The sequence below is a fragment of the Bacillus sp. FSL R5-0439 genome (assembly GCF_038008805.1).
Classification (GTDB): domain Bacteria; phylum Bacillota; class Bacilli; order Bacillales; family Bacillaceae; genus Bacillus; species Bacillus safensis.
Genome location: NZ_JBBOZW010000001.1, coordinates 2,387,518 through 2,409,908, shown reverse-complemented (window position 1 = coordinate 2,409,908; position 22,391 = coordinate 2,387,518). Strand labels below are relative to the sequence as shown.

General features: G+C 43.1%; 20 protein-coding genes, 1 other RNA gene and 2 other annotated features. Of the genes, 15 read left to right on the top strand and 6 right to left on the bottom strand.

Features of this window, described 5'->3' with window-relative positions:
- Window positions 1–25 precede the first annotated feature (25 nt).
- Entirely contained in the window at window positions 26–1,582 is a 1,557-nt protein-coding gene (locus NST59_RS12395; RefSeq protein ID WP_371412187.1) for an SH3 domain-containing protein, read from the bottom strand.
- A gap of 161 nt (window positions 1,583–1,743) precedes the next feature.
- On the opposite strand from NST59_RS12395, the gene NST59_RS12390 reads away from it, so the two are divergent.
- From NST59_RS12390 to NST59_RS12370, 5 genes are all read left to right on the top strand, one after another.
- Window positions 1,744–1,914 (top strand): YrzK family protein, encoded by a 171-nt coding sequence (locus NST59_RS12390; RefSeq protein WP_003216250.1) that lies wholly within the window; start codon window positions 1,744–1,746, stop codon window positions 1,912–1,914.
- 58 nt (window positions 1,915–1,972) lie between these two features.
- Window positions 1,973–2,211, top strand: a binding site (T-box leader).
- A gap of 73 nt (window positions 2,212–2,284) precedes the next feature.
- Window positions 2,285–3,559 carry a histidine--tRNA ligase gene (hisS, locus tag NST59_RS12385; RefSeq protein WP_024423129.1) on the top strand — a complete coding sequence of 425 codons (1,275 nt, stop codon included), beginning with the start codon at window positions 2,285–2,287 and terminating at the stop codon, window positions 3,557–3,559.
- A gap of 18 nt (window positions 3,560–3,577) precedes the next feature.
- Window positions 3,578–5,356, top strand: coding sequence for an aspartate--tRNA ligase (gene aspS / locus NST59_RS12380; protein WP_099663571.1), 1,779 nt, complete (start codon window positions 3,578–3,580; stop codon window positions 5,354–5,356).
- Between the two features lie 77 nt (window positions 5,357–5,433).
- Window positions 5,434–5,614, top strand: a non-coding RNA gene (gene ssrS, locus NST59_RS12375) — 6S RNA.
- A gap of 92 nt (window positions 5,615–5,706) precedes the next feature.
- The gene (locus NST59_RS12370; protein WP_039180291.1) at window positions 5,707–6,471 is read left to right on the top strand and encodes a tRNA threonylcarbamoyladenosine dehydratase; all 765 of its coding nucleotides are present in this window, start codon (window positions 5,707–5,709) and stop codon (window positions 6,469–6,471) included.
- A gap of 12 nt (window positions 6,472–6,483) precedes the next feature.
- Here NST59_RS12370 and NST59_RS12365 read toward each other — a convergent pair whose 3' ends face one another.
- Entirely contained in the window at window positions 6,484–7,770 is a 1,287-nt protein-coding gene (locus tag NST59_RS12365) for a replication-associated recombination protein A (protein ID WP_341040661.1), read from the bottom strand.
- Window positions 7,771–7,978: 208 nt separating this feature from the next.
- Here NST59_RS12365 and cymR point away from each other — a divergent pair, with 208 nt between their 5' ends.
- The 8 genes from cymR (at window position 7,979) to NST59_RS12325 (ending at window position 15,014) form a co-directional block, all read left to right on the top strand.
- Complete coding sequence (gene cymR / locus NST59_RS12360; RefSeq protein WP_024423125.1) at window positions 7,979–8,398, top strand: cysteine metabolism transcriptional regulator CymR; 420 nt, start codon at window positions 7,979–7,981, stop codon at window positions 8,396–8,398.
- An 18-nt stretch (window positions 8,399–8,416) separates the two neighbouring features.
- On the top strand, window positions 8,417–9,559 hold the full coding sequence (locus tag NST59_RS12355) for a cysteine desulfurase family protein (RefSeq protein WP_341040659.1): 1,143 nt from the start codon (window positions 8,417–8,419) through the stop codon (window positions 9,557–9,559).
- A 94-nt stretch (window positions 9,560–9,653) separates the two neighbouring features.
- A complete protein-coding gene (gene mnmA / locus NST59_RS12350) occupies window positions 9,654–10,772 on the top strand; it encodes a tRNA 2-thiouridine(34) synthase MnmA (protein WP_039180282.1) in 1,119 nt (372 codons plus the stop codon).
- Window positions 10,773–10,832: 60 nt separating this feature from the next.
- Entirely contained in the window at window positions 10,833–11,486 is a 654-nt protein-coding gene (locus NST59_RS12345) for a tetratricopeptide repeat protein (protein WP_341040658.1), read from the top strand.
- Window positions 11,487–11,505: 19 nt separating this feature from the next.
- Window positions 11,506–13,890 (top strand): SF1B family DNA helicase RecD2, encoded by a 2,385-nt coding sequence (recD2, locus tag NST59_RS12340; protein WP_024423121.1) that lies wholly within the window; start codon window positions 11,506–11,508, stop codon window positions 13,888–13,890.
- A gap of 248 nt (window positions 13,891–14,138) precedes the next feature.
- Complete coding sequence (locus tag NST59_RS12335) at window positions 14,139–14,657, top strand: PRC-barrel domain-containing protein (RefSeq protein WP_341040656.1); 519 nt, start codon at window positions 14,139–14,141, stop codon at window positions 14,655–14,657.
- A 13-nt stretch (window positions 14,658–14,670) separates the two neighbouring features.
- Entirely contained in the window at window positions 14,671–14,862 is a 192-nt protein-coding gene (locus NST59_RS12330; RefSeq protein ID WP_003216308.1) for a hypothetical protein, read from the top strand.
- A gap of 20 nt (window positions 14,863–14,882) precedes the next feature.
- Window positions 14,883–15,014: a YrzQ family protein gene (locus NST59_RS12325; protein WP_064497881.1), complete on the top strand. Its 132-nt coding sequence runs from the start codon at window positions 14,883–14,885 to the stop codon at window positions 15,012–15,014.
- Window positions 15,015–15,098: 84 nt separating this feature from the next.
- Here NST59_RS12325 and NST59_RS12320 read toward each other — a convergent pair whose 3' ends face one another.
- From NST59_RS12320 to NST59_RS12305, 4 genes are all read right to left on the bottom strand, one after another.
- Window positions 15,099–15,749 carry an amino acid ABC transporter permease gene (locus NST59_RS12320; protein ID WP_059374669.1) on the bottom strand — a complete coding sequence of 217 codons (651 nt, stop codon included), beginning with the start codon at window positions 15,747–15,749 and terminating at the stop codon, window positions 15,099–15,101.
- A gap of 15 nt (window positions 15,750–15,764) precedes the next feature.
- Window positions 15,765–16,418 (bottom strand): amino acid ABC transporter permease, encoded by a 654-nt coding sequence (locus NST59_RS12315; protein ID WP_039180271.1) that lies wholly within the window; start codon window positions 16,416–16,418, stop codon window positions 15,765–15,767.
- Window positions 16,419–16,495: 77 nt separating this feature from the next.
- Window positions 16,496–17,305: a transporter substrate-binding domain-containing protein gene (locus tag NST59_RS12310; protein ID WP_059374671.1), complete on the bottom strand. Its 810-nt coding sequence runs from the start codon at window positions 17,303–17,305 to the stop codon at window positions 16,496–16,498.
- Between the two features lie 13 nt (window positions 17,306–17,318).
- Window positions 17,319–18,047: an amino acid ABC transporter ATP-binding protein gene (locus NST59_RS12305; protein ID WP_024423116.1), complete on the bottom strand. Its 729-nt coding sequence runs from the start codon at window positions 18,045–18,047 to the stop codon at window positions 17,319–17,321.
- A 230-nt stretch (window positions 18,048–18,277) separates the two neighbouring features.
- Here NST59_RS12305 and NST59_RS12300 point away from each other — a divergent pair, with 230 nt between their 5' ends.
- Complete coding sequence (locus NST59_RS12300; protein ID WP_059374674.1) at window positions 18,278–19,342, top strand: AI-2E family transporter; 1,065 nt, start codon at window positions 18,278–18,280, stop codon at window positions 19,340–19,342.
- Between the two features lie 44 nt (window positions 19,343–19,386).
- Window positions 19,387–19,594 (top strand) — a binding site (T-box leader).
- Window positions 19,595–19,674: 80 nt separating this feature from the next.
- Window positions 19,675–22,311, top strand: coding sequence for an alanine--tRNA ligase (gene alaS, locus NST59_RS12295; protein ID WP_327842214.1), 2,637 nt, complete (start codon window positions 19,675–19,677; stop codon window positions 22,309–22,311).
- Window positions 22,312–22,391 lie beyond the last annotated feature (80 nt).

Sequence of the window (22,391 nt, the reverse complement as noted above, 5' to 3'; positions counted from 1 at the left end):
AAGAGGCGCTGAGGCCTCTTTCTTTTTAACGGAAATATTGTTTTAATCCCTCAGTCATTCCTTCTGTGACTCGTTCCTGGTAAGAGGCGCTATAAATGATCGCTTCCTCCTGAGGATTGCTTAAATACCCGAGTTCATATAAAAGGGAAGGGCGTTTATTTTCTCTTAAAACAAAGTAATCTCCGAATTTGACACCCTTATCAGGGATTTGAGAGCGTTTTGCGACTTCGGAATGAACGCTTGACGCTAATTGCTGATCTTTTGCTGCGTGATAATAATACGCAGTACTTCCTCTAACACTTTGGTCCATAAAACTATCATAATGAAGACTAATAAATGCATCTGCATTTCGGTAATGAGATGTCGCCACCCTCGATTGAAGGCTGATAAATGTATCGTCACTTCTAGTTAAATATACATTTGCACCAGAAGCTCTTAATTTGCCTGCTAGTAAATTGGCGGTTTTGATGGTGATGTTCTTTTCAAAAGCACCGTCTGCGCCAATTGTGCCGCTGTCTTTTCCGCCATGACCAGGGTCAAGAACAATCGTTTTTCCTTTTAAAGAACCAGTTCCAGACGATGAATCATGCTGAGGTCTTGGCGCTTCGCTGCTATTTTTCTTCGTTTGAACGACCCAGCTCGCCACATAGCCAGTCCCGCCGTTCGATAGTGTCACCTCGTACCAGTCACCTTGCGTCCGAACAATGTGATAGGCAGCTCCTTTTGTTGCTCTTTCTGCAATCCCAGCAGAGGTAGAAGCGCTTTTTCGAATGTTGGTGCCATCATAGACAATGTACGCTTTTTGCTCAGAAGCCGAAGAGGATGAACTCTTTTCAGGTGCAGAGCCTGCTCCTTTGCCTGTGACAATGTAATAGCTTGCAACCCAGCCTTTTACGCCTTTCCCCTCAATTTCATACCAACCGTTCTGCTCTCGCAAAATGGTGATCTGTGTGTTGCGGGCAAGAGAAGCGATGACTTGTGCATTTGGTGCCGCGGATTGCCTCACATTCAAGCTCGATACGCCAACTGTGCCTGTCTGGTTAGAGCGAGAAGACCCGCCGGAGCTTGATTGAGAAGTTTTCTGCCCACCTGAAACATAATCAGAGTGAACCCAGCCTTCTGCTTGTTTATAAGAAATTTTCGTCCATTCGCCGCTTGTCTCGAGCTTTTTAGCGGAAGCGCCTTGCGGGAAAGTACCAATCACTTGATAGGAAGTCCCAGGGCCTGTCCGGATGCGAAGGTCGGAAGCTGTCGATGTAATGGTACTGCCTCCAGCCGTGCTTTGACCTTGCGCCTTTGGTTTCGCTGTTTTTTGAGCGCCGGATGATGTGGTGATCAACCATGAGACGACCCAGCCTTTTTGTCCGTTTGATAATTGGATCTGCACCCATTCTCCTTGTTCAGTGAGAATAGGATAACTTTCGCCGCGTTTTACAACAGCTGCAATTCCATAGCTTAAACCAGGGCCCGTTCTCACATTGATTTCATCTGTTGCGACCACAGCTTGATCTGTTTGTGCTGTAGCATGTGTCATAGGCAAAGAACTCGCGATGAGAACAAAACAAGTAAGCAGCATCATCATTTGATTGTGTTTTTTCAGATTCAAAACGGTGTTTTCCCCTCCCTTGTAAAACCGATGAATGTTAATTCGTTATGTAGTGGTTGAATTCCTTGCAGTTTCCCTAATAAAAATGAATCAATCTGTTTATACTAAATAAAAATGTGATAAAAGGATGTACAAACATGAGATTAAGCAGAAAATTAGGACGAGTGCAATATAATGGACATCGTGATATCGACCGCTGGCAGCACGACGAAATGGATCAGCCAGGCTTCCTTGAAGAAACCGCATCTGAATACGGATGTACGTCAAAAGAAGAGCTGGAAAAGAAAAAGAGGCACGGCAAGGGTTGACAGAGTGGCAGCACCGACCTTATTATAATATAAATCAACACACTTGAAAATTTAAAATGTGGAACTGATGATAGAGAATAGTAGGGTAAATTGCGTGAGCAGAGAGGAATCGCCTTAGGCTGAAAGCGAATCCGCATGGCATTTATCACGAAAGAACACTCTGTAGGTTTCCTGCTGAACGCTCGAAAAATGAGTCAATAGGCGGAGAACGTGAATCTGCGTTAAGGATTTGAGCGGGAACATGCTTGATCATGTTCCAACTAGGGTGGCACCACGGGTATAACTCTCGTCCCTACTATACACATAGTAGAGGCGGGGGTTTTTTATATGTCCACATAAAAAATGAATGATGGTCGTAGGAGGACGAAAAATGAGTTTTAATATTCCAAGAGGCACACAGGATATTTTACCTGGAGAGTCAGAACGCTGGCAGTATGTTGAACAAATTGCGAGAGATACATGTGCAGCCTTTCAATACAAAGAGATCCGCACACCGATTTTTGAGCATACAGAGCTGTTTGCACGGGGAGTAGGCGAATCAACTGATATCGTTCAAAAAGAGATGTACACATTTGAAGATAAAAAAGGACGTAGCATCACACTCCGTCCAGAGGGAACAGCTTCAACCGTCCGTTCTTATGTTGAAAATAAATTGTTTGCACAGCCGGCTCAGCCAACTAAGCTGTATTACATCGGACCAATGTTCCGCTATGAACGTCCGCAAACAGGAAGATATCGTCAATTTTATCAATTTGGGATCGAAGCGATTGGTTCCAAAGATCCTGCCATTGATGCAGAGGTCATTTCACTTGCGATGAGTGTGTATGAGAAAGCAGGCCTTTCTAACTTAAAACTCGTCATTAACAGCCTTGGTGACAAAGAGAGCCGTGCAGACTACCGCACAGCACTGGTCAAGCACTTTGAGCCAAGAATTGAGGAATTCTGTCACGACTGTCAAACTCGTTTACACCAAAATCCGCTGCGTATTCTTGATTGTAAAAAGGATCGTGATCATGAACTGATGACAACAGCTCCATCCATTCAAGATTACTTAAATGAAGAATCACGGACGTATTTTGAAAAGGTCAAACAATACTTATCAGATATAGGCATTGAGTATGTCGTCGATCCAAATTTAGTGCGCGGTCTTGATTACTACAATCACACAGCATTTGAGATCATGAGTAATGCAGAAGGCTTTGGTGCGATTACAACATTAGCCGGCGGCGGCCGTTATGATGGACTCGTTGAAGGAATTGGCGGTCCTGAATCACCAGGGATCGGATTTGCGATGAGTATTGAGCGTTTCCTATCAGCGATCGATGCTGAAGGAATTGAGCTTCCTCTGCAAGATGGTATTGATTTATACATTGCTGCTCTCGGAGATGAAGCGAAGGATTATTCTGTTTCATTATTAAACCGTCTGAGAAAAGAAGGTATCTCAAGTGAAATGGACTATACAGGGAAGAAACTAAAAGGACAATTTAAAGCAGCTGATCGTTTAAAAGCCAAATTTATTGCAGTTCTTGGTGAAGATGAACTTGCACAGCAAATTGTGAATGTGAAAGATACAACTACGGGTGAACAAATTGAAGTGAAGCTTGATGAGCTGATTCAAATGTTGAAGGCCCACCAGAAAGCGTAAAGAAGGAGTGGAATGTTTGTGTTTGGTAGAACTTTTTATTGTGGAGAAGTAACAGAAGACCAAATCGGTCAGTCAGTTGTATTAAAAGGATGGGTTCAAAAAAGGCGTGACCTAGGCGGTTTAATCTTTATTGATTTGCGCGACCGTTCAGGGATTGTACAAGTTGTCTTCAATCCAGACTTATCAAAAGAGGCGCTTGAGACAGCAGAATCAATTCGTAACGAATATGTCCTTGATATTAAAGGGACGGTTGTCGCAAGAGAAGAAGCAACGATCAACCCAAATTTAAAAACGGGCAAAATTGAAATTCAAGTCGAAACGGTCACCGTTTTAAATGAAGCGAAGACTCCTCCATTTGTGATTTCAGATCAAGCAGACGAGGTATCAGAAGATGTTCGTTTAAAATATCGTTACCTGGATCTTCGCCGCCCTGCAATGTTTGAAACAATGAAAATGCGACATGAAGTCACAAAAGCATTCCGCCATTTCTTAGACGACAACGGCTTTCTAGACATTGAAACACCAATTTTAACGAAAAGTACCCCAGAAGGTGCGCGTGACTATCTTGTTCCAAGCCGTGTACACGAGGGAGAATTTTATGCACTGCCTCAGTCTCCGCAATTATTTAAACAATTGCTGATGGTTTCTGGGATGGACCGTTATTATCAAATTGCCCGCTGTTTTAGAGATGAAGACTTGCGTGCTGACCGTCAGCCGGAATTCACACAAGTCGATATTGAAATGTCCTTTATGAGTCAAGAGGACATCATGACGCTTGCTGAAGAGATGATGGCGAAGGTAATGAAAGATGTCAAAGGTGTAGACCTTACATTGCCATTACCTCGTATGACATACGATGAAGCGATGAATTCCTATGGATCTGATAAACCGGATACACGTTTTGAGATGAAGCTGGTTAACATTTCAGATACGGTAAAAGACTCCGATTTCAAAGTGTTTAGTGGCGCTGTGAAAAATGGTGGAGCTGTGAAAGCCATCAATGTCAAAGGGGCTGCATCGAACTATTCAAGAAAAGACATTGATGCACTTGGTGCATTTGCAGCGAACTACGGTGCAAAAGGTCTAGCTTGGCTAAAAGCAGAAGGGACTGAATTAAAAGGTCCTATCGCTAAATTCTTTGATGATGCAAAGCAAGCTGAATTAAAAGAACAGCTGCAAGTTGAAGAAGGCGACCTTTTACTCTTTGTCGCAGATAAGACGTCTGTTGTTCATGATGCACTTGGTGCACTTCGCTTAAAACTTGGTAAAGAGCTTGAACTGATCGATGAGTCTGTATTCAATTTCTTATGGGTTGTCGATTGGCCGCTGCTTGAAAAGGATGAAGAAGAAGGCCGCTTCTATGCTGCCCATCATCCATTCACAATGCCAGTTCGCGATGATCTTGAATTAATTGAAACAAGCCCAGAAGATATGAAGGCACAGGCTTACGATCTTGTGCTAAATGGCTACGAGCTTGGCGGAGGTTCTATTCGTATTTTTGAAAAGGACATTCAAGAAAAAATGTTTGGCTTACTTGGTTTTTCAAAAGAAGAGGCCTACGAACAATTCGGCTTCCTTCTAGATGCGTTTGAGCATGGTGTTCCTCCGCATGGCGGAATCGCGCTTGGGCTTGATCGTTTAGTGATGCTGCTTGCAGGCCGCTCTAACTTAAGAGATACGATTGCATTCCCGAAAACGGCAAGTGCGAGCTGCGTTCTCACAGATGCCCCTGGCCATGTGAGCGAGGCGCAGCTTGATGAACTGAGTTTAGCGATTAAAACAAAAGTAAAACAGTAAAATAGGTGCATGTTTATAGGTATGTAAACGCTTGAAAAAGAAATATGCCTATGATATGCTTTCATCAATCAATAAATAAAGTCCTGATACGTACGGTGGTTACCTAGTTTTGACCGAACATTTTTTTATACGGGAGCTTGCCTTTCCTTTCTGCATAAATGCCTCATTAGAGGACTTATAAAGTCAGGAAGAAAGCACCCACCTGCATGGTGCGGGGTTCAAAACGAAGGAAATGCTGGCGGCGTCATCGGGACTTTTTTGTGTTTTTTTCTTTTAGAGAAGGATGACGGAGAAGTCTGAATATGATATGATTCTTTCGATTCATTTTAAATAAAGGTGGAGTGAGGCACTTGTTACATCAGTTTTCAAGAAACGAGCTTGCCATTGGCAAGGAAGGCTTAAATATACTAAAAAACAGTACAGTTGCAGTGCTTGGTGTGGGCGGCGTTGGTTCATTCGCAGTAGAGGCACTCGCTCGTTCAGGCGTTGGCCGTATTGTTCTTGTTGATAAAGATGATATTGATATTACAAATGTAAACCGTCAGCTTCCAGCATTGCTATCAACAGTTGGCCAGCCAAAGGTTGACTTAATGCAGGCGAGAATCGCTGATATTAATCCAGAATGTGAAGTTGTTGCGCTTAAGATGTTTTATACAGAGGAAACATACGAGCAATTTTTTGAGTATCCGCTTGATTATGTCATTGATGCCTCAGATACCATTCACTATAAAATTCATTTAATGAAAGAGTGTCTGAACCGCGGTGTGAACATCATTTCAAGTATGGGAGCTGCGAACAAAACAGATCCGACACGCTTCAAAATTGATGATATTTCAAAAACACATACCGATCCTATTGCAAAAGTCGTGAGAACACGTCTGCGTAAGGAAGGGATTCGTAAAGGAATTGAAGTTATTTTCTCTGATGAAAGTCCGATTGTCATTCGCGAGGATGTCAGAAAAGAAGTTGGAAATGATGAAGCGAAGATTCGCAAGGCGCAAATGCCGCCATCATCCAATGCGTTCGTTCCGTCTGTTGCCGGACTGATCATGGGTGGTCATGTCATTATGAAGCTTTTAAAGGATATTCCGATTACACGTGTGAAGGATAAATAAACAGCCCGCCTGCTAATTATGCAGGGGGCTTTTTTTATTTTGGCGTTTTAAATTTTCATAGACCTGTTTCAATGCACCTTCAAATTTTCCGGTTTGCTTCGGTACATAGTATTGCTTGTTTTTCAGCGGATCAGGTAAATATTGCTGCTTCACCCAGCCGTTCTCGTAATCATGTGGGTATAAGTAATCGACACCTCTTCCGAGTGCTGTGGCGCCTTTGTAGTGTGCATCCTTTAAATGAGTTGGAACCTCACCAATTTTCCCTGTACGAATGTCACCAAGTGCCGCATCAATCGCCTTATATGCCGAATTGGACTTAGGAGAAAGACACAGTTCAATTACTGCGTTCGCCAGCGGAATCCGTGCTTCTGGGAAACCGACTCTTTCTGCTGTTTGTACTGCGCTTAACACGCGGGGGCCTGCCTGCGGACTGGCTAAGCCAATGTCCTCGTAAGCCATCACGAGTAATCTTCTTGAAATGCTTTCAAGGTCTCCTGCTTCGATCAATCTGGCAAGGTAATGCAGCGCAGCATCTGTATCAGATCCTCTAATGGATTTTTGAAAAGCCGAGAGGACATCATAATGAGCATCACCATTCTTGTCATGTGAGAAGCTCTTTTTTTGTAAGCATTCTTCTGCTGCGGCAAGAGTAATTTTGATATGCCCGGTCTCATCAGCTTTTGTCGATAAGACAGCGAGTTCTAGTGCATTTAAAGCAGAACGCACGTCTCCTCCGCATCCATTGGCAAAATGATTCATCGCTTCATCGTCCACGGTCACCTCATAACCGCCAAGCCCGCGATGCTCATCCTGTAAGGCTCTTGTTAACGCAGCTTTGATTTGCTCTGTTTCAAGCGGCTTCAGCTCGAATATTTGTGTCCGGCTTCGGATGGCGGGATTGATCGCATGATAGGGATTAGCCGTCGTTGCGCCAATTAAAATGATCATGCCATTTTCTAAATAAGGAAGGAGAAAATCCTGCTTTCCTTTATCAAGCCGGTGGACTTCGTCTAAAATAAGGATCACCTGTCCGCTCATTTTCGCTTCAGCGGCGACAGCCTCCATATCCTTTTTGTTATGAATGACCGCATTTAATGTACGAAAAGCAATGCTTGTACTGCCAGCAATTGCGGTCGCAATCGATGTTTTGCCGATGCCCGGCGGTCCGTATAAAATCATCGAGGATAAATGCTTTGCCTCGACCATTCGTCTAATAATTTGACCTTCTCCAACAAGATGCTCCTGCCCAATAATGTCTTCAATATGACTTGGGCGCATCCGGTACGCTAAAGGTTTCATAATTATCTCTCCTAAAGCAATGTCTTGTTTGTATAGAGTACCGAAATTTCTTCAAATAGAAAAGGGATGCGTCCTCCTATTATGCTCAGTACCCGTAAATGAAAGTTGGCTGAAAGTATGATATAATTGCTTTTGGTCTATATATCAGCGTATATGAAATCAGAAAAATAATTGATGACATAGAATAGAAAACGCAGAGGTGTTTAACTTGAAAATATCAACTAAAGGCAGATATGGTCTAACGATCATGATCGAATTAGCCAAAAAACATGGCGAAGGCCCTACATCATTAAAATCAATCGCTCAAAACAATGATTTGTCTGAGCATTATTTAGAGCAGCTTGTATCACCACTCCGCAATGCCCGTCTTGTAAAAAGTATCCGCGGTGCGTATGGCGGCTATGTTCTTGCACATGAACCAAACGAGATCACAGCAGGTGATATTATTCGTGTATTAGAAGGACCAATTAGTCCTGTTGAAGTCATCGAAAACGAAGAACCAGCAAAGCGTGAACTATGGATTCGTATTCGTGATGCAGTAAAAGACGTACTAGACAATACAACTCTTGAAGACTTGGCAAGCTACACAGATGACGGGGATCAAGACTCGTATATGTTCTATATTTAGATCAGAGGTGTACCGGAAATGGAACGAATCTATTTAGATCATGCAGCCACAACGCCGATGGATCAGCGTATTGTGGACAAGATGATGCCGTACTTTACAGAGATATTTGGCAATCCCTCTAGTATTCATTCATATGGGCGCGATGCAAGAAAGTGGCTCGATGAAGCAAGAGAAGTCATTGCAGGAGAATTACACTGTAAACCACAGGAGATCATCCTCACAAGCGGTGGAACTGAGGCGGACAACCTGGCGATCACAGGTGTTGCCATGGCAAGACAGCATGAAGGAAAACATATCATCACAGTGAAAACAGAGCATCATGCGGTGCTGCATACATGTGAACGCCTAGAGAAGCTAGGATTTGAAGTGACGTATTTAGATGTGGACGAAACGGGATTGATTCATCTTGATCAATTAAAACAAGCATTGAGAGATGATACGATTCTTGTGACCGTCATGTACGGCAATAATGAAACAGGTGTGATTCAGCCAATCAAAGCCATTGGCGAACTTCTACATGATCACACTGCTCATTTTCATACAGACGCAGTACAGGCGTTTGGCACAGTGCCTATTGATGTAGCAGATCTCCATATTGATCTTTTATCTGCTTCTGGCCATAAGCTGAACGGTCCGATGGGAACAGGCTTTTTATATGTAAACGAAGGCGTGAAACTTTCTCCGCAAATATTCGGAGGGGAACAAGAAAGAAAGCGCCGTGCTGGCACTGAAAATGTGGCAGGAATTGTTGGACTTGCAGAAGCTGTTCAATTAACGAAGCAAAATAGAAGAGAAAAATCGATGCATTATGGTAAGCTCAAAGAAACTATGCTGCAAGTATTCGAAGAGGAATCTCTTAATTTCTCTATCAATGGACATCCGAAAGAGACATTGCCGCACATTTTAAATGTTCATTTCCCGGGCGTCTCCATTGAATCGCTGCTTGTGAATTTAGATATGGAAGGAATTGCTGTTTCAAGCGGATCGGCATGTACGGCTGGATCTGTCCTTCCTTCGCACGTGTTAAGCGCCATGTATGGCGAAGAAGCAAAAGAGCTGACATCCTCAGTCAGAATAAGCTTCGGTCTTGGGAATGAAGAGGATCATGTGAAGCAGGCGGCACGTAAGATAGCAGCTGTTGTCAAACGCCTAGCCAAATAAATGCTTCCTTTTGTTCGTGTGTGAAAAATGAAACAGCGAAGCACCTGAAGAACGAAACGCGTATGTTGTTTCATTGAAATTGGAGTTGATGAAGATGACAAAAAGACCAGAAGATACAAGAGTTGTGGTCGGTATGTCCGGAGGAGTCGATTCATCAGTTGCCGCTCTTATGCTAAAGGAGCAAGGCTATGATGTCATCGGCATATTTATGAAAAACTGGGATGACACTGATGAAAATGGTGTTTGCACAGCAACGGAAGACTATGAGGATGTCATCCGCGTGTGTAACCAAATTGGAATCCCATATTATGCAGTAAATTTCGAGAAGCAATATTGGGACAAAGTGTTTCAATATTTCCTTGATGAATATAAAGCGGGCAGAACGCCAAACCCAGATGTCATGTGTAACAAAGAAATTAAGTTCAAGGCATTCCTTGAGCATGCATTGTCACTTGGTGCGGATTATTTGGCAACAGGACACTATGCCCGTGTTGATAGAACTGGTGATGAAGTCAAAATGCTGCGAGGTCTTGATGCAAACAAAGACCAAACGTATTTCTTAAATCAGCTGACACAGGAACAACTTGATAAAGTCATGTTCCCAATCGGTGATTTAGAGAAAAAAAGGGTTCGTGAATTGGCAAAAGAAGCAGAGCTCGCAACAGCAACGAAAAAAGATTCAACAGGTATCTGCTTTATTGGAGAAAGAAACTTTAAAACGTTCCTCAGTCAATATTTGCCTGCACAGCCTGGTGTGATGCAGACAATGGACGGAGAAGTAAAAGGGGAACACGATGGACTGATGTATTACACGATCGGTCAGCGCCAAGGACTTGGCATTGGCGGTAGTGGTGATCCTTGGTTTGTCGTTGGGAAAGACTTGGAGAAAAACATCTTGTTTGTTGAACAAGGCTTCCACAATCCACTTTTATACTCTGAAAGCATTTCAGCTGTTAATATCAGCTGGACTCGTCCTCATATTGTCGGGGAAAACGGTGAATTAACGTGCACAGCAAAATTCAGATACCGTCAAGAAGATCACCATGTGAAGGTCAAAATGACAGGTGAGCAAGAAGCGATGGTTATTTTTGATGAGCCTGTTCGTGCTGTTACTCCGGGACAAGCGGTTGTTTTTTATGATGGTGACGAATGTCTTGGCGGCGGTACAATTGACGATGTCTTCAAAGATGGTCAAAAGCTGTCGTATGTGTAGCATGTTTTCAAAACCTCAACGTCGCTGTTGAGGTTTTTTAATGAAAGGATGAGAGAGCGAATGAATCATAACGAAATCGGCATAGAAGCCTTGAATCAAGGGAATATCGAAAAAGCAGCTGAAGCTTTTACAAAAGCGATCGAAGAAAGCCCGAAGGATCCGGTTCCATATATTAACTTTGCGAACTTACTTTCAAGTATCAATGAATTTGAACGTGCTTTAAACTTTTTTCAAAAAGCAATTGAACTTGATCACACTGCTGCCGCAGCCTATTACGGGGCAGGAAATGTGTATACATTAAAAGAAGACTTTATGAAAGCGAAAGATTATTTTGAACAAGCACTAAAAGCGGGCATGGAAAATAGTGATTTGTTTTATATGCTTGGGCAGACGCTCATCAAATTAGAGCAGCCAAAGCTTGCGATGCCGTATTTTCAGCGTGCCGTTGAACTAAACGAAGAAGATAATGAAGCTAGATTCCAATTTGGCATGTGCTTAGCCAATGAACACATGCTGGAAGAAGCGGTGACAACTTTTACTGAAGTCATCACGCGTGATCCGCAGCATGCAGACGCCTTTTATAATTTAGGGGTTGCGTATGCGTACTTAGAGAAAAAAGACGAAGCGCTTGAGATGCTGGGTAAAGCCATTGACGTGCAGCCTGACCATATGCTTGCACTACATGCGCAAAAGCTGATTCAAGAGACAGAATAGATGGAAGGAGGGAAGACCTGTGCAGGAACATCCAGATCAAATGAAGCTTGAGGACGAACCGTTTTTAAAGGGGACCATTCAAGCCGTTATTTTCCATAATGAAAGTAATTTATACTCGGTGTTAAAGGTGAAAGTCATTGAAACATCGGAAAACTTAGAGGAAAAAACAGCATCTGTCACAGGCTACTTCCCCGCACTTCATGAGGAGGAAACCTACACCTTTTATGGCAAAGTCACAAGCCATCCGAAATTCGGTGAACAGTTTCAGGCCACTCATTTTCAAAAGGAAGTGCCGACAACGAAGCAAGGAATCATACATTATCTCTCAAGTGATTTATTTGAGGGGATAGGAAAAAAGACGGCGGAAGAAATCGTGGGACAGCTTGGCAATCAGACGCTTCATAAAATTATGCGTGACCCAGCTGTTTTGTACGATGTACCGCGCTTATCCAAAAAGAAGGCGGATAAGCTGGCCGCAGCGCTTCAGGAGCATCAAGGACTGGAACAAATCATGATCAGCCTGAATCAATATGGCTTTGGTCCGCAGCTCAGCATGAAGATTTACCAAGTGTACGAGAGTGAAACGCTGCAAAAGATCGAGGAAAATCCGTATCAGCTTGTTAAGGATGTTGAGGGGATCGGATTTATTAAGGCGGATGAGCTCGGCGCTAGAACAGGCATCTCAGGTAATGATCCAGAGCGGATTCGCGCAGCCTTGCTATATACAGTGGAGACAGCCAGTCTACAGGACGGTCATACGTACATACAAACAAAAGATTTGATCGTCGAAACCCGCAAGCTGCTCAATCAAACAGGCAATGATTACAAAGTGACTGAAATGGATGTTGCCAATCAGATCATTGCGCTTGGCGAAGGAAAAGAAATGATCATTGAAGATGACCGCTGCTATCATCCATCCTTATTTTACGCGGAGCAAAGTGTTGCCAAACGCATTCAAAAAATCGTCTCCCAAACAGAATACGCAGATCAATTTCCTGAATCAGAATTCCTGCTTGCACTTGGTGAGCTGGAGGAGCGATTAGGCGTCCAGTATGCACCGACACAAAAGGAAGCGATTCAAAAGGCACTCATGTCCCCGATGCTGCTTTTAACAGGTGGACCTGGTACAGGGAAGACGACGGTCATTAAAGGAATTGTCGAGCTTTACAGTGATCTTCACGGTGTATCTCTTGATCCGAGTGATTATAAAAAGGATGAATCCTTCCCATTTGTACTTGCGGCACCAACTGGACGGGCGGCTAAACGGATGACAGAATCAACAGGGCTTCCAGCTGTCACCATTCACCGGCTGCTAGGCTGGAACGGATCGGAGGGCTTCTCGCATGATGAAGAACAGCCGATTGAAGGAAAGCTTGTCATCATTGATGAATCAAGTATGCTTGATATTTGGCTGGCGAATCATTTGTTTAAAGCCATTCCTGATCATATCCAAGTCATTATGGTAGGGGATGAACATCAGCTACCATCTGTCGGACCAGGCCAAGTTTTACGGGATTTGCTTGCCTCAAAAGCTGTGCCGGCTGTTACTCTGACAGATATTTACCGGCAGGCAGACGGCTCAACCATTGTTGAACTTGCCCATGATATGAAAAATGGTGTGCTGCCAAAGGATATTACTGCACGCTCAAAGGATCGGTCCTTCATTCAATGTTCAGCTGATCAAATGAAAGAAGTCATTGAGAAAGTCGTCAGCAATGCTGCTCAAAAAGGGTTTTCGGCAAAGGACATTCAAGTACTCGCACCAATGTATAAAGGAAAAGCAGGCATCAATGAGCTCAACAAAATGCTGCAGCACATTTTGAATCCTAAAAAACCAAAAGGCAGAGAAATCCCGTTTGGTGATGTGGTGTACCGAACAGGTGATAAAGTGCTTCAGCTTGTGAATCAGCCAGAGAACAATATCTTTAACGGCGATATCGGCGAAATTGTCTCGATTTTTTATGCAAAAGAAAATACAGAAAAAGAAGACATGGCCGTGATCTCTTTTGATGGAAATGAAATCACCTTTACGAAAAAGGATTTTCATCAATTTACTCATGCCTATTGCTGCTCCATCCACAAATCACAAGGCAGTGAATTCCCCATTGTTGTGCTGCCAGTTGTGAGGAGCTATTACCGAATGCTTCGGCGGAATCTGCTGTACACAGCGATTACACGAAGTAAAAAGTTTTTAATACTGTGCGGCGAGGAATCAGCGCTGGAGTGGGGCGTGAAAAACAATGAGGATTCCCTCAGACAAACGTCCTTAACGATGCGGCTTGTGCAAACCGAACAAATCATGGATGCAGAACTTGAAGCGCTCCAAAAAGAGCTTCCGTTTAGCGTACATGACGCAAATATTGGCATGGAGGGAATCACTCCGTTTGATTTTATGCATGAGTAGAAGGCTTCCATACGGAAGCCTCAGCGTGTAGACAAACCCTCGCATTCGTTGTCAATCCTGCGCTCCGGTGCTCACGAATGTCAAATTCGCTCCGCTCCGATGCTCGTCTTTCCTAGACTGCAAAGGTTTTCTATCACGTTGAAAAAAAGACAAATTAGCCCTTTGTCAACAATCTAAGGCTTCCATACGGAAGCCTTTTAGCGTGGAAAGAACTTCTTCCATTCCGTTCATGGAAGCCATTTCTTCGTATGAGTCATGAAGCAAACGCACACGATAAGACTGTTCCGCAAAAGGTGGTTGAGCACATTTTGAGAACATGCCGAGAACTTGAAGGAATGACGATCTATTCAGATGAGCTGTCCCAATCGCTTGGTTCCATAAAAGATATTTCCTTTTTAGCCGGAGGCAGCTGCGGAGGATATGTGTTAGAGGGGAAAAAGAAAGACTGTGCACTCATTCCATTCTCTGGATTTGATCAGCTTACAGACAAAGGTTTATATGTGAGCTGCCAGGAGGGAGTAGGCATGGATTCCTCTGCCCCATTCTTGTTATTTTCGAAATTAAAAAAGAAAATGATGCAGTCGCCTGATGGTGAAAATTTAGGCATTTTGGAAGATGTATACTTTTGTACAAATTCGGGCACAATCGTAGCATATGAACTCTCGGACGGCTTCTTTACAGAGCTATCAGGGATTCGGAAACAGCTGCAGGCTGCCGGAACCTTGATGAACGTTCAAAAGGAAGCACTGGTTCTAAACCGAACGTAAAGAGGTGCTGATTATGCTCATTTGCCCAAATTGCAAATGTAAAGACATCGGAAAAATTGGGGTCAATCAATATTATTGCTGGGGCTGTTTTATTGAATTGACGCTGTCAAAAGGCAAAATATCGACACACCAAGTGGAGGAAGACGGGACACTAAGCAGCTTAGATGATCTGTTTAGTGACGATGAACGTTCAATTCAACTATAAGTGTTAAGGGGGAATTTCGAATGGGCAAAATGACTTCTTCACTATTAACGCTTGGTGCAGGTGCACTTGCATATCACTTTGCAAGCCGATATGATATGCCATCAAAGCGGGATATGAAAAAGCTAAAAAAACGTGTTATGAGAATGATGTAAACACAAAAGGGCTAAAATGATCTTCATTTTAGCCCTTTGTTTTTTTTCAGACCAGGACGCAGTGTTTGTCTATAAGCTGAGGTGTTACGCTTGCCTGTATTCTAATCGTCTTGCAAGAATGGATAAGCTGAAATTGACGACAAAATACATCATAGCCGCCAATAGGAAAATCGGCAGTAAATAGGATTGGCTTTGACCGTTTAATATTTGTGCGTGATGTAATAATTCTGGAAGCGCAATGACGACGGCAAGCGACGTATCTTTTAAAAGAGATATGAATTGACTGACAATTGGCGGCACCATTCTGCGAAGTGCCTGCGGCATAATAATCATTTTCAATGTTTGAATATAGGTTAAACCAGAAGACCTGGATGCTTCGATCTGACCCTTATCAATTGATTTAAGGCCGCTTCGAATAATTTCTGACAGCATCGCGGATTCAAACACAGTTAAAGCCGCAATGGCAGAGGCTGTGATGCTTAGCTTGATACCGATTTCAGGCAATGCAAAATACGTGAAAAAGATGATCAGTAAAAGCGGCAGGTTCCGAATAGTTTCTACAACAACCGCAAGCACTTTTGATAAAACCGGGATTTGAGCGAACCGCAATGTGCCGACGACTAATCCAATGATAAAACTCAAAATGATGGAGATAAAAGCCACTTTTAAGGTGACAGCAAATCCTTCAAGTAAAAAGGCGAGATGATCAGGCTGGTAGGCACCTATAAAATCCAAGATATTTCCTCCTCTCTAGTGGCTTCTTGCTAATCTTCTTTCTAAATAACCAACGCCTAGACTAAGCGGAATGGTTAATAGCAGATAGAACATGGCAACAAAGATGTAGACATCAAACGTCACAAATGTTCTAGATGCAATAAGGTCACCTTGATACATGAGATCAAACCCTGCAATGACACCTAAAATCGAGGAGTTTTTGACAAGGTTAATAAATTGATTCCCAAGAGGGGGAATGACGATTTTAATCGCCTGAGGCAAAATGATATACCGCATCGTCCCGCCATATGACAGACCTGAAGCACGGGCTGCTTCCATTTGTCCAAGCGGTACAGCTTGTATCCCTGCACGAATGGCTTCAGCAATAAAGGCAGACGTATAAATGGCAAGAGCAATCGTCCCAGCAGTAAACCCATCTGCTACAATACCTAGCACGGGTAAACCAAAGAAGAAAACAAAGGTGATCAATAATAACGGAATATTCCGAATAAATTCCACATAAGCCGTTCCGAACCAGTTGAGCGGCCTAAATGGCGCAATTCTCATAATGGCAATGAGTGTACCGATCAAAAAGCTTCCAATCAGAGCAATGACACTTGCACCAATGGTATATTTAAAGCCTTCTAAATAAAGATGAAAATTTTCAGTGAGAATGGAAAACCGCAGCAATCAGTTCACTTCCTTCCTGATCAACAGGGGAGCCATTGAGCGGCTCACCTGAGGCATTGATGTTAACCAATCAAATGTTATTCTTTGATCCATTTTTTAAGAATTTTGTCATACTCACCATTGTCTTTTAACGTTTTTAAGGCTTTATTGATCGCATCAGTTAATTCTTGATCCCCTTTTTTCACAGCAATGCCATAAGGCTCATCTGTAAAGGTGCCGCCGACCACTTCATAATTTGAATCTTCATCTGCCATACCAAATAAGATCGCATTATCAGTTGTCAGCACTTGCCCTTGATTTGATTTTAATGCTGTAAAAGCCTCTTGATAGTTCTCAAATTCTAATACGGATACTTCAGGTGCTTTCTCACGGATATTTTGAGAAGAAGTAGATCCTTTCACGGCCAGCACCTTCGTTCCTTTTTTAAGATCATCAATGGATTGAATGTCGCTTCCTTTTTTCACAAGCAGTGATTGTCCTGCTTCAAAGTAAACATCTGAGAAATTGACTTCTTTTTTACGCTCTTCTGTAATTGTCATGGTCGCAACAATCGCATGGATATCCCCTTTTTGAAGCAAAGGAATTCTTGTTTTAGATGTCACTTCCTTAAATTCTGCTTTTCCTTCATCGCCGAGTATTTCCTTTGTGATGGCTTTTGCAATATCAATATCAAATCCTTCAATATCACCGCTGCTCGGATTTTTTAGACCGAATAGACGTGTGTCATTTTTTACACCGAAAATGATTTTTTTGTCTTTCTTAATGGTTTCTAATGAGCTTCCTTGTTTTGCATCAGTTGAACCTTTTTCTGTAGATCCACAAGCAGTCAAAGCGGCGATGCAGCAAGTCATAAAGAGCAGCAGGCCAAAGCGTTTCATTTTTTTCATTAAACCATTCCCCCTAGTGATTTAAAATACGGCTTAAAAATAATTGAGCACGTTTCTCTTGCGGTTTTTCATAAAATGCAGCCGGTGTTGATTCTTCAAGAATTCTGCCCTCATCAATAAAGACAATGCGGTCGGCCACTTCACGGGCAAAGCCCATCTCATGCGTGACAACAACCATGGTCATGCCTTCACGGGCCAGCTGCTTCATCACATCTAATACCTCGCCGATCATCTCTGGATCAAGTGCAGATGTCGGTTCGTCAAAAAGCATCACCTCTGGTTTCATCGCAAGCCCTCTTGCAATGGCAACGCGCTGCTGCTGTCCGCCTGAGAGTCGTGAAGGGTAGGTGTCTGCTTTTTCAGGAATGCCGACTTTATTTAAATAAAATTCAGCTGTTTCCTTTGCTTCTTCCTTGCTCACTTTTTTGACCTTCATCGGCGCAAGCATAATGTTTTCAAGCACCGTCTTATGCGGATAGAGGTGAAAATGCTGAAAGACCATTCCGATATTTTGCCTGACAAGATTGATGTTGGTCTTCGGATGCTGAACAGACACTTGGTTGACGAGAACTTTTCCCGCATCAATGCTTTCAAGACGATTGATACACCTGAGCATCGTGCTTTTACCAGATCCTGAAGGACCGATGATCACAACAACCTCCCCTTTTTGAATATGTAGGTTAATGTCCTTAAGTACATGGAACTGGCCATAATGCTTGTTGACTTCTTCGAATGTGATCATGAAGAACCTCCTCTTGTGTTTCATTGGCTAAAGCTAAAGTGGATTCTAGCACAACTTGTGTAAAAAGAAGTAAATGATGGAATATTTTCTGACGAGATTTTACAGCAAATAGTGACTTTGGATGGAGCTGTATGATTCATGTGTATTCATTTTTAACAAAGTTAGGACAAATTTTATTTACGTGGATAATTGCAGAAGATGGTTAAACAATAAGAAAAGAGGTGAAAAAGGTGAAGAAACGTCCGATCCAATTTCTGATATATGCTGCAGGGATCTTGCTTGTCCTTGCATCCTTGCTCATTTTACTTCAGCTCGACGAGTTATGGATGCCTGTTTTTTTATTGCTGAAGGCGGTTCTCATTCCGCTTCTCATCGCCATTTTTATTTCTTATCTGCTTTATCCGATTGTGGAAAGACTTCATGCACGAGGGCTGCCGAGAACAGTCAGTCTCTTACTCATCTATGTCCTGTTTTTTGGCGGGATTGGGTTTGCGGTTTATAAAGGAGCGCCTGTGATGATCGCACAGTTAAATGAGCTGTCAGAACAAATTCCGGTCCTCGCCGAAACTTATAATGGCGCTTTATCACATATTCATCGTCATACGAGCCACTGGCCTGACGGACTTCACGACCGCTTGGACCGCTTCATTGTTCAATTGGAGACATATGCAGCCAATAGTGCTGAGCGGATGATTCTTAGCTGTAAGGTTTTATTTGATTACGCATTAGTCGCAGCACTCATTCCTTTTCTTGTTTTTTATATGGTGAAGGATATGAACACGATGAAGCGGGCGGCATGGTATTTAACGCCGCCATCATTTAGAAAGAGGGGAAAAGCTTTTGTCAAAGCAGTGGATGAATCGCTTGGTGATTATATTCGAGGGCAGCTGCTTGTTTGTTCTTTAATCGGGGGTGCAGCAGCCATTGTGCTCTGGCTTTTTCATATCCCGTATCCGCTTGTTCTTGGGATGCTGATAGGGGCAACGAACGTGATTCCTTATTTTGGACCGATTATTGGCGCAGTTCCTGCCATCTTTATTGCGTTTACCATCTCGGTGAAATCGGTCATCATTGTACTGATCACAGTAGCGGTGCTGCAATTTTTAGAGAGTAATGTCCTCAGCCCAATCATTGTAGGGCGAAGTCTTCATATGCATCCTGTCGTCATTATGCTTGTCTTGCTTGCAGGAGGAGAGCTGTTTGGCTTAATTGGGATGATTTTAGCCGTACCAGCAGCTGCAATTATCAGGGTGATCATTGTGCAATATATCCTGATGAGACGAAGCGTTCATTGACAAGACGAGCCGAGTTGTCTATAATAATTTCGATTCATACATATTGAAATTCAATGACGGACCCGAGTACGTTAAAAAGCTGTTGCAGAGAGAGGCTTTATTTGCTGAGAAAAGCCTTATCAGACCTTTAACGGAAGCTAGTCCCGAGTGCAGATAAACACTGCCGCTCTCTTCCGGCGTTATCGGATGTGAAGGTGATAGACGAATTTGTCTATAATCAGGGTGGTACCGCGAGAACATCTCGTCCCTGTGTAAGTCGTTTTGTGCTTGCATAGGGCGGGATGTTTTTTCGTTTGTGTGGAGATTGATGAATGATAAGGGAGGATTTTTGAATGAAAACTTTAACTTCAGCTCAAGTACGTCAAATGTTTTTAGACTTCTTTAAAGAAAAAGGACATGCTGTAGAACCGAGTGCGTCTCTTGTACCGCATGACGATCCGACACTTTTATGGATCAACAGTGGTGTGGCAACATTAAAGAAATACTTTGATGGTCGCGTCGTACCTGAAAATCCGCGTATTTGCAACGCGCAAAAATCGATTCGTACGAATGATATTGAAAATGTAGGGAAGACAGCACGCCATCACACGTTCTTTGAAATGCTTGGCAACTTCTCTATTGGTGACTATTTTAAAGAAGAGGCCATTGAATGGGCGTGGGAATTCCTCACAAGTGACGAGTGGATTGGCTTTGATCCGAATTTGTTATCTGTGACAGTCCACCCAGAGGACGAGGAAGCGTATATCCTTTGGAGAGATAAAATTGGTGTGCCTGAAGAACGTATTATCCGTCTTGAAGGCAACTTCTGGGATATTGGCGAGGGCCCAAGCGGACCAAATACAGAAATTTTCTATGACCGCGGTGAATCATACGGTCACGATATGAACGATCCAGAATTATATCCAGGCGGGGAAAACGAGCGTTATTTAGAAGTATGGAACCTTGTGTTCTCTGAATTCAACCATAATCCAGATGGTACATATACACCACTGCCGAAGAAAAACATTGATACAGGGATGGGTCTTGAACGAATGGTATCTGTCATTCAAAATGTGCCGACGAACTTCGATACAGACCTATTCATGCCGATTATTCGCGCAGTCGAAACGATCTCTGGAGAAAGCTATGGCGAAACAAAGGAAAAGGATACAGCATTCAAAGTGATTGCTGACCACATCCGGACAGTTGCCTTTGCTGTAAGTGACGGAGCACTTCCTTCCAATGAAGGCCGCGGATATGTATTAAGACGTTTGCTGCGCCGCGCTGTGCGTTATGCAAAAACGATCCATATCCACCGTCCGTTTATGTATGATTTAGTGCCAGTTGTTGCTGAAATCATGAAGGATTTCTACCCAGATGTACAAGCAAAAGAAGAATTTATTGCGAAAGTCATCAAAAACGAAGAAGAACGTTTCCACGAAACACTGAACGAAGGGTTAGCCATTTTGTCAGAAGTAATCAAAAAAGAAAGAGACAAAGGCAGCTCAAAAATTTCAGGTGAAGATGTATTTAAGCTGTATGATACGTATGGATTCCCTGTCGAGCTAACAGAAGAATACGCAGAAGATGAGAACATGACAGTTGATCGAGAAGGCTTCCAAGCGGAAATGGAGAAGCAGCGTGAACGAGCAAGAAATGCGAGACAAGATGTCGGCAGTATGCAGGTTCAAGGGGGCGCTCTAGGCGATATTAAAGTAGAAAGCACCTTCGTTGGCTATGAAAATCTAACAGCAGATGCCCGTATCATTGAATTGCTTCAAAATGGTGAAATTGTCTCGGAAGCACATGAAGGAGACACGGTGCAAATCTTGTTAGATGAAACTCCATTCTATGCGGAAAGCGGCGGACAAGTAGCGGATAAAGGGACACTAAAAAGTGCAGAAGCCATCATTGAGATCAAAGATGTGAAAAAAGCGCCAAACGGTCAGCATGTCCATGAAGGAGTCGTCGTAAGCGGTACGGCTCAAAAAGGTCTCGAAGTCACTGCAGAAGTGGAATCAGCTCTTCGAAAAGGTATTGTGAAAAACCATACAGCGACACACCTTCTGCATCAGGCGCTAAAAGATGTATTAGGCAGCCACGTGAACCAAGCAGGGTCATTGGTGAATGAAAACAGACTTCGTTTTGATTTCTCTCACTTTGGACAAGTGACGAAAGAAGAATTGTCTCAAATTGAAAAAATCGTGAACGAAAAGATTTGGGAAGGCATTTCGGTTGCGATTGACCTGAAGCCAATTGCTGAAGCAAAAGAAATGGGCGCAATGGCGCTGTTTGGCGAAAAGTATGGCGATATTGTCCGCGTAGTCCAAGTCGGCGATTACAGCATCGAGCTATGCGGCGGCTGTCACGTGCAAAACACTGCGGAAATCGGTTTGTTTAAAATTGCGTCTGAGTCGGGTATTGGTGCTGGAACACGCCGTATTGAAGCTGTGACTGGTCAAGGTGCCTATGAAGAATTAAATGACCAGCTGGCGATTTTAGAACAGGCAGCAAATGAGCTGAAGTCAAATACGAAGGACGTTCCAAAACGAATCGCTTCATTACAGGCGGATTTAAAAGAGGTTCAAAGAGAAAACGAATCTCTTCTTGCGAAATTAAGCCAAGCAGAAGCAGGCTCTATTTTAGAGAAAGTGACTGAAATTGGCGGAGTAAAAGTATTAACTGAAAAAGTAAATGCTAAAGACATGAACCATTTAAGAACAATGGTTGATGACTTGAAAGCTAAATTAGGATCAGCTGTCATCGTCCTGGGAGCCGTTCAAAACGGAAAAGTAAACATTTCAGCAGGAGTGACAAAAGACGTGATCGAAAAAGGTCTGCATGCAGGGAAGCTTGTGAAGCAGGCAGCTGAAATCTGCGGCGGAGGCGGAGGCGGACGTCCAGATATGGCACAAGCAGGCGGAAAACAACCAGAAAAACTTGAAGAAGCACTGGCATCTGTCGAAGAATCTGTCAAATCCGTTTTATAATCAGGCGATGTAGTGTAGAATAATGGTATTAGATGAGCGGTTAGAAAAAAGCTTGCTAGTAGAATGTTGGAAGAGAGGTG

Bases quoted from the DNA above. Each gene is read 5' to 3' on its own strand.
- NST59_RS12395 (WP_371412187.1), bottom strand. From the start codon at position 1,582: ATGATGATGCTGCTTACTTGTTTTGTTCTCATCGCGAGTTCTTTGCCT.
- NST59_RS12390 (WP_003216250.1), top strand. From the start codon at position 1,744: ATGAGATTAAGCAGAAAATTAGGACGAGTGCAATATAATGGACATCGT.
- hisS (WP_024423129.1), top strand. From the start codon at position 2,285: ATGAGTTTTAATATTCCAAGAGGCACACAGGATATTTTACCTGGAGAG.
- NST59_RS12365 (WP_341040661.1), bottom strand. From the start codon at position 7,770: ATGAAACCTTTAGCGTACCGGATGCGCCCAAGTCATATTGAAGACATT.
- NST59_RS12355 (WP_341040659.1), top strand. From the start codon at position 8,417: ATGGAACGAATCTATTTAGATCATGCAGCCACAACGCCGATGGATCAG.
- mnmA (WP_039180282.1), top strand. From the start codon at position 9,654: ATGACAAAAAGACCAGAAGATACAAGAGTTGTGGTCGGTATGTCCGGA.
- NST59_RS12345 (WP_341040658.1), top strand. From the start codon at position 10,833: ATGAATCATAACGAAATCGGCATAGAAGCCTTGAATCAAGGGAATATC.
- NST59_RS12335 (WP_341040656.1), top strand. From the start codon at position 14,139: ATGAGTCATGAAGCAAACGCACACGATAAGACTGTTCCGCAAAAGGTG.
- NST59_RS12330 (WP_003216308.1), top strand. From the start codon at position 14,671: ATGCTCATTTGCCCAAATTGCAAATGTAAAGACATCGGAAAAATTGGG.
- NST59_RS12325 (WP_064497881.1), top strand. From the start codon at position 14,883: ATGGGCAAAATGACTTCTTCACTATTAACGCTTGGTGCAGGTGCACTT.
- NST59_RS12310 (WP_059374671.1), bottom strand. From the start codon at position 17,305: ATGAAAAAAATGAAACGCTTTGGCCTGCTGCTCTTTATGACTTGCTGC.
- NST59_RS12305 (WP_024423116.1), bottom strand. From the start codon at position 18,047: ATGATCACATTCGAAGAAGTCAACAAGCATTATGGCCAGTTCCATGTA.
- alaS (WP_327842214.1), top strand. From the start codon at position 19,675: ATGAAAACTTTAACTTCAGCTCAAGTACGTCAAATGTTTTTAGACTTC.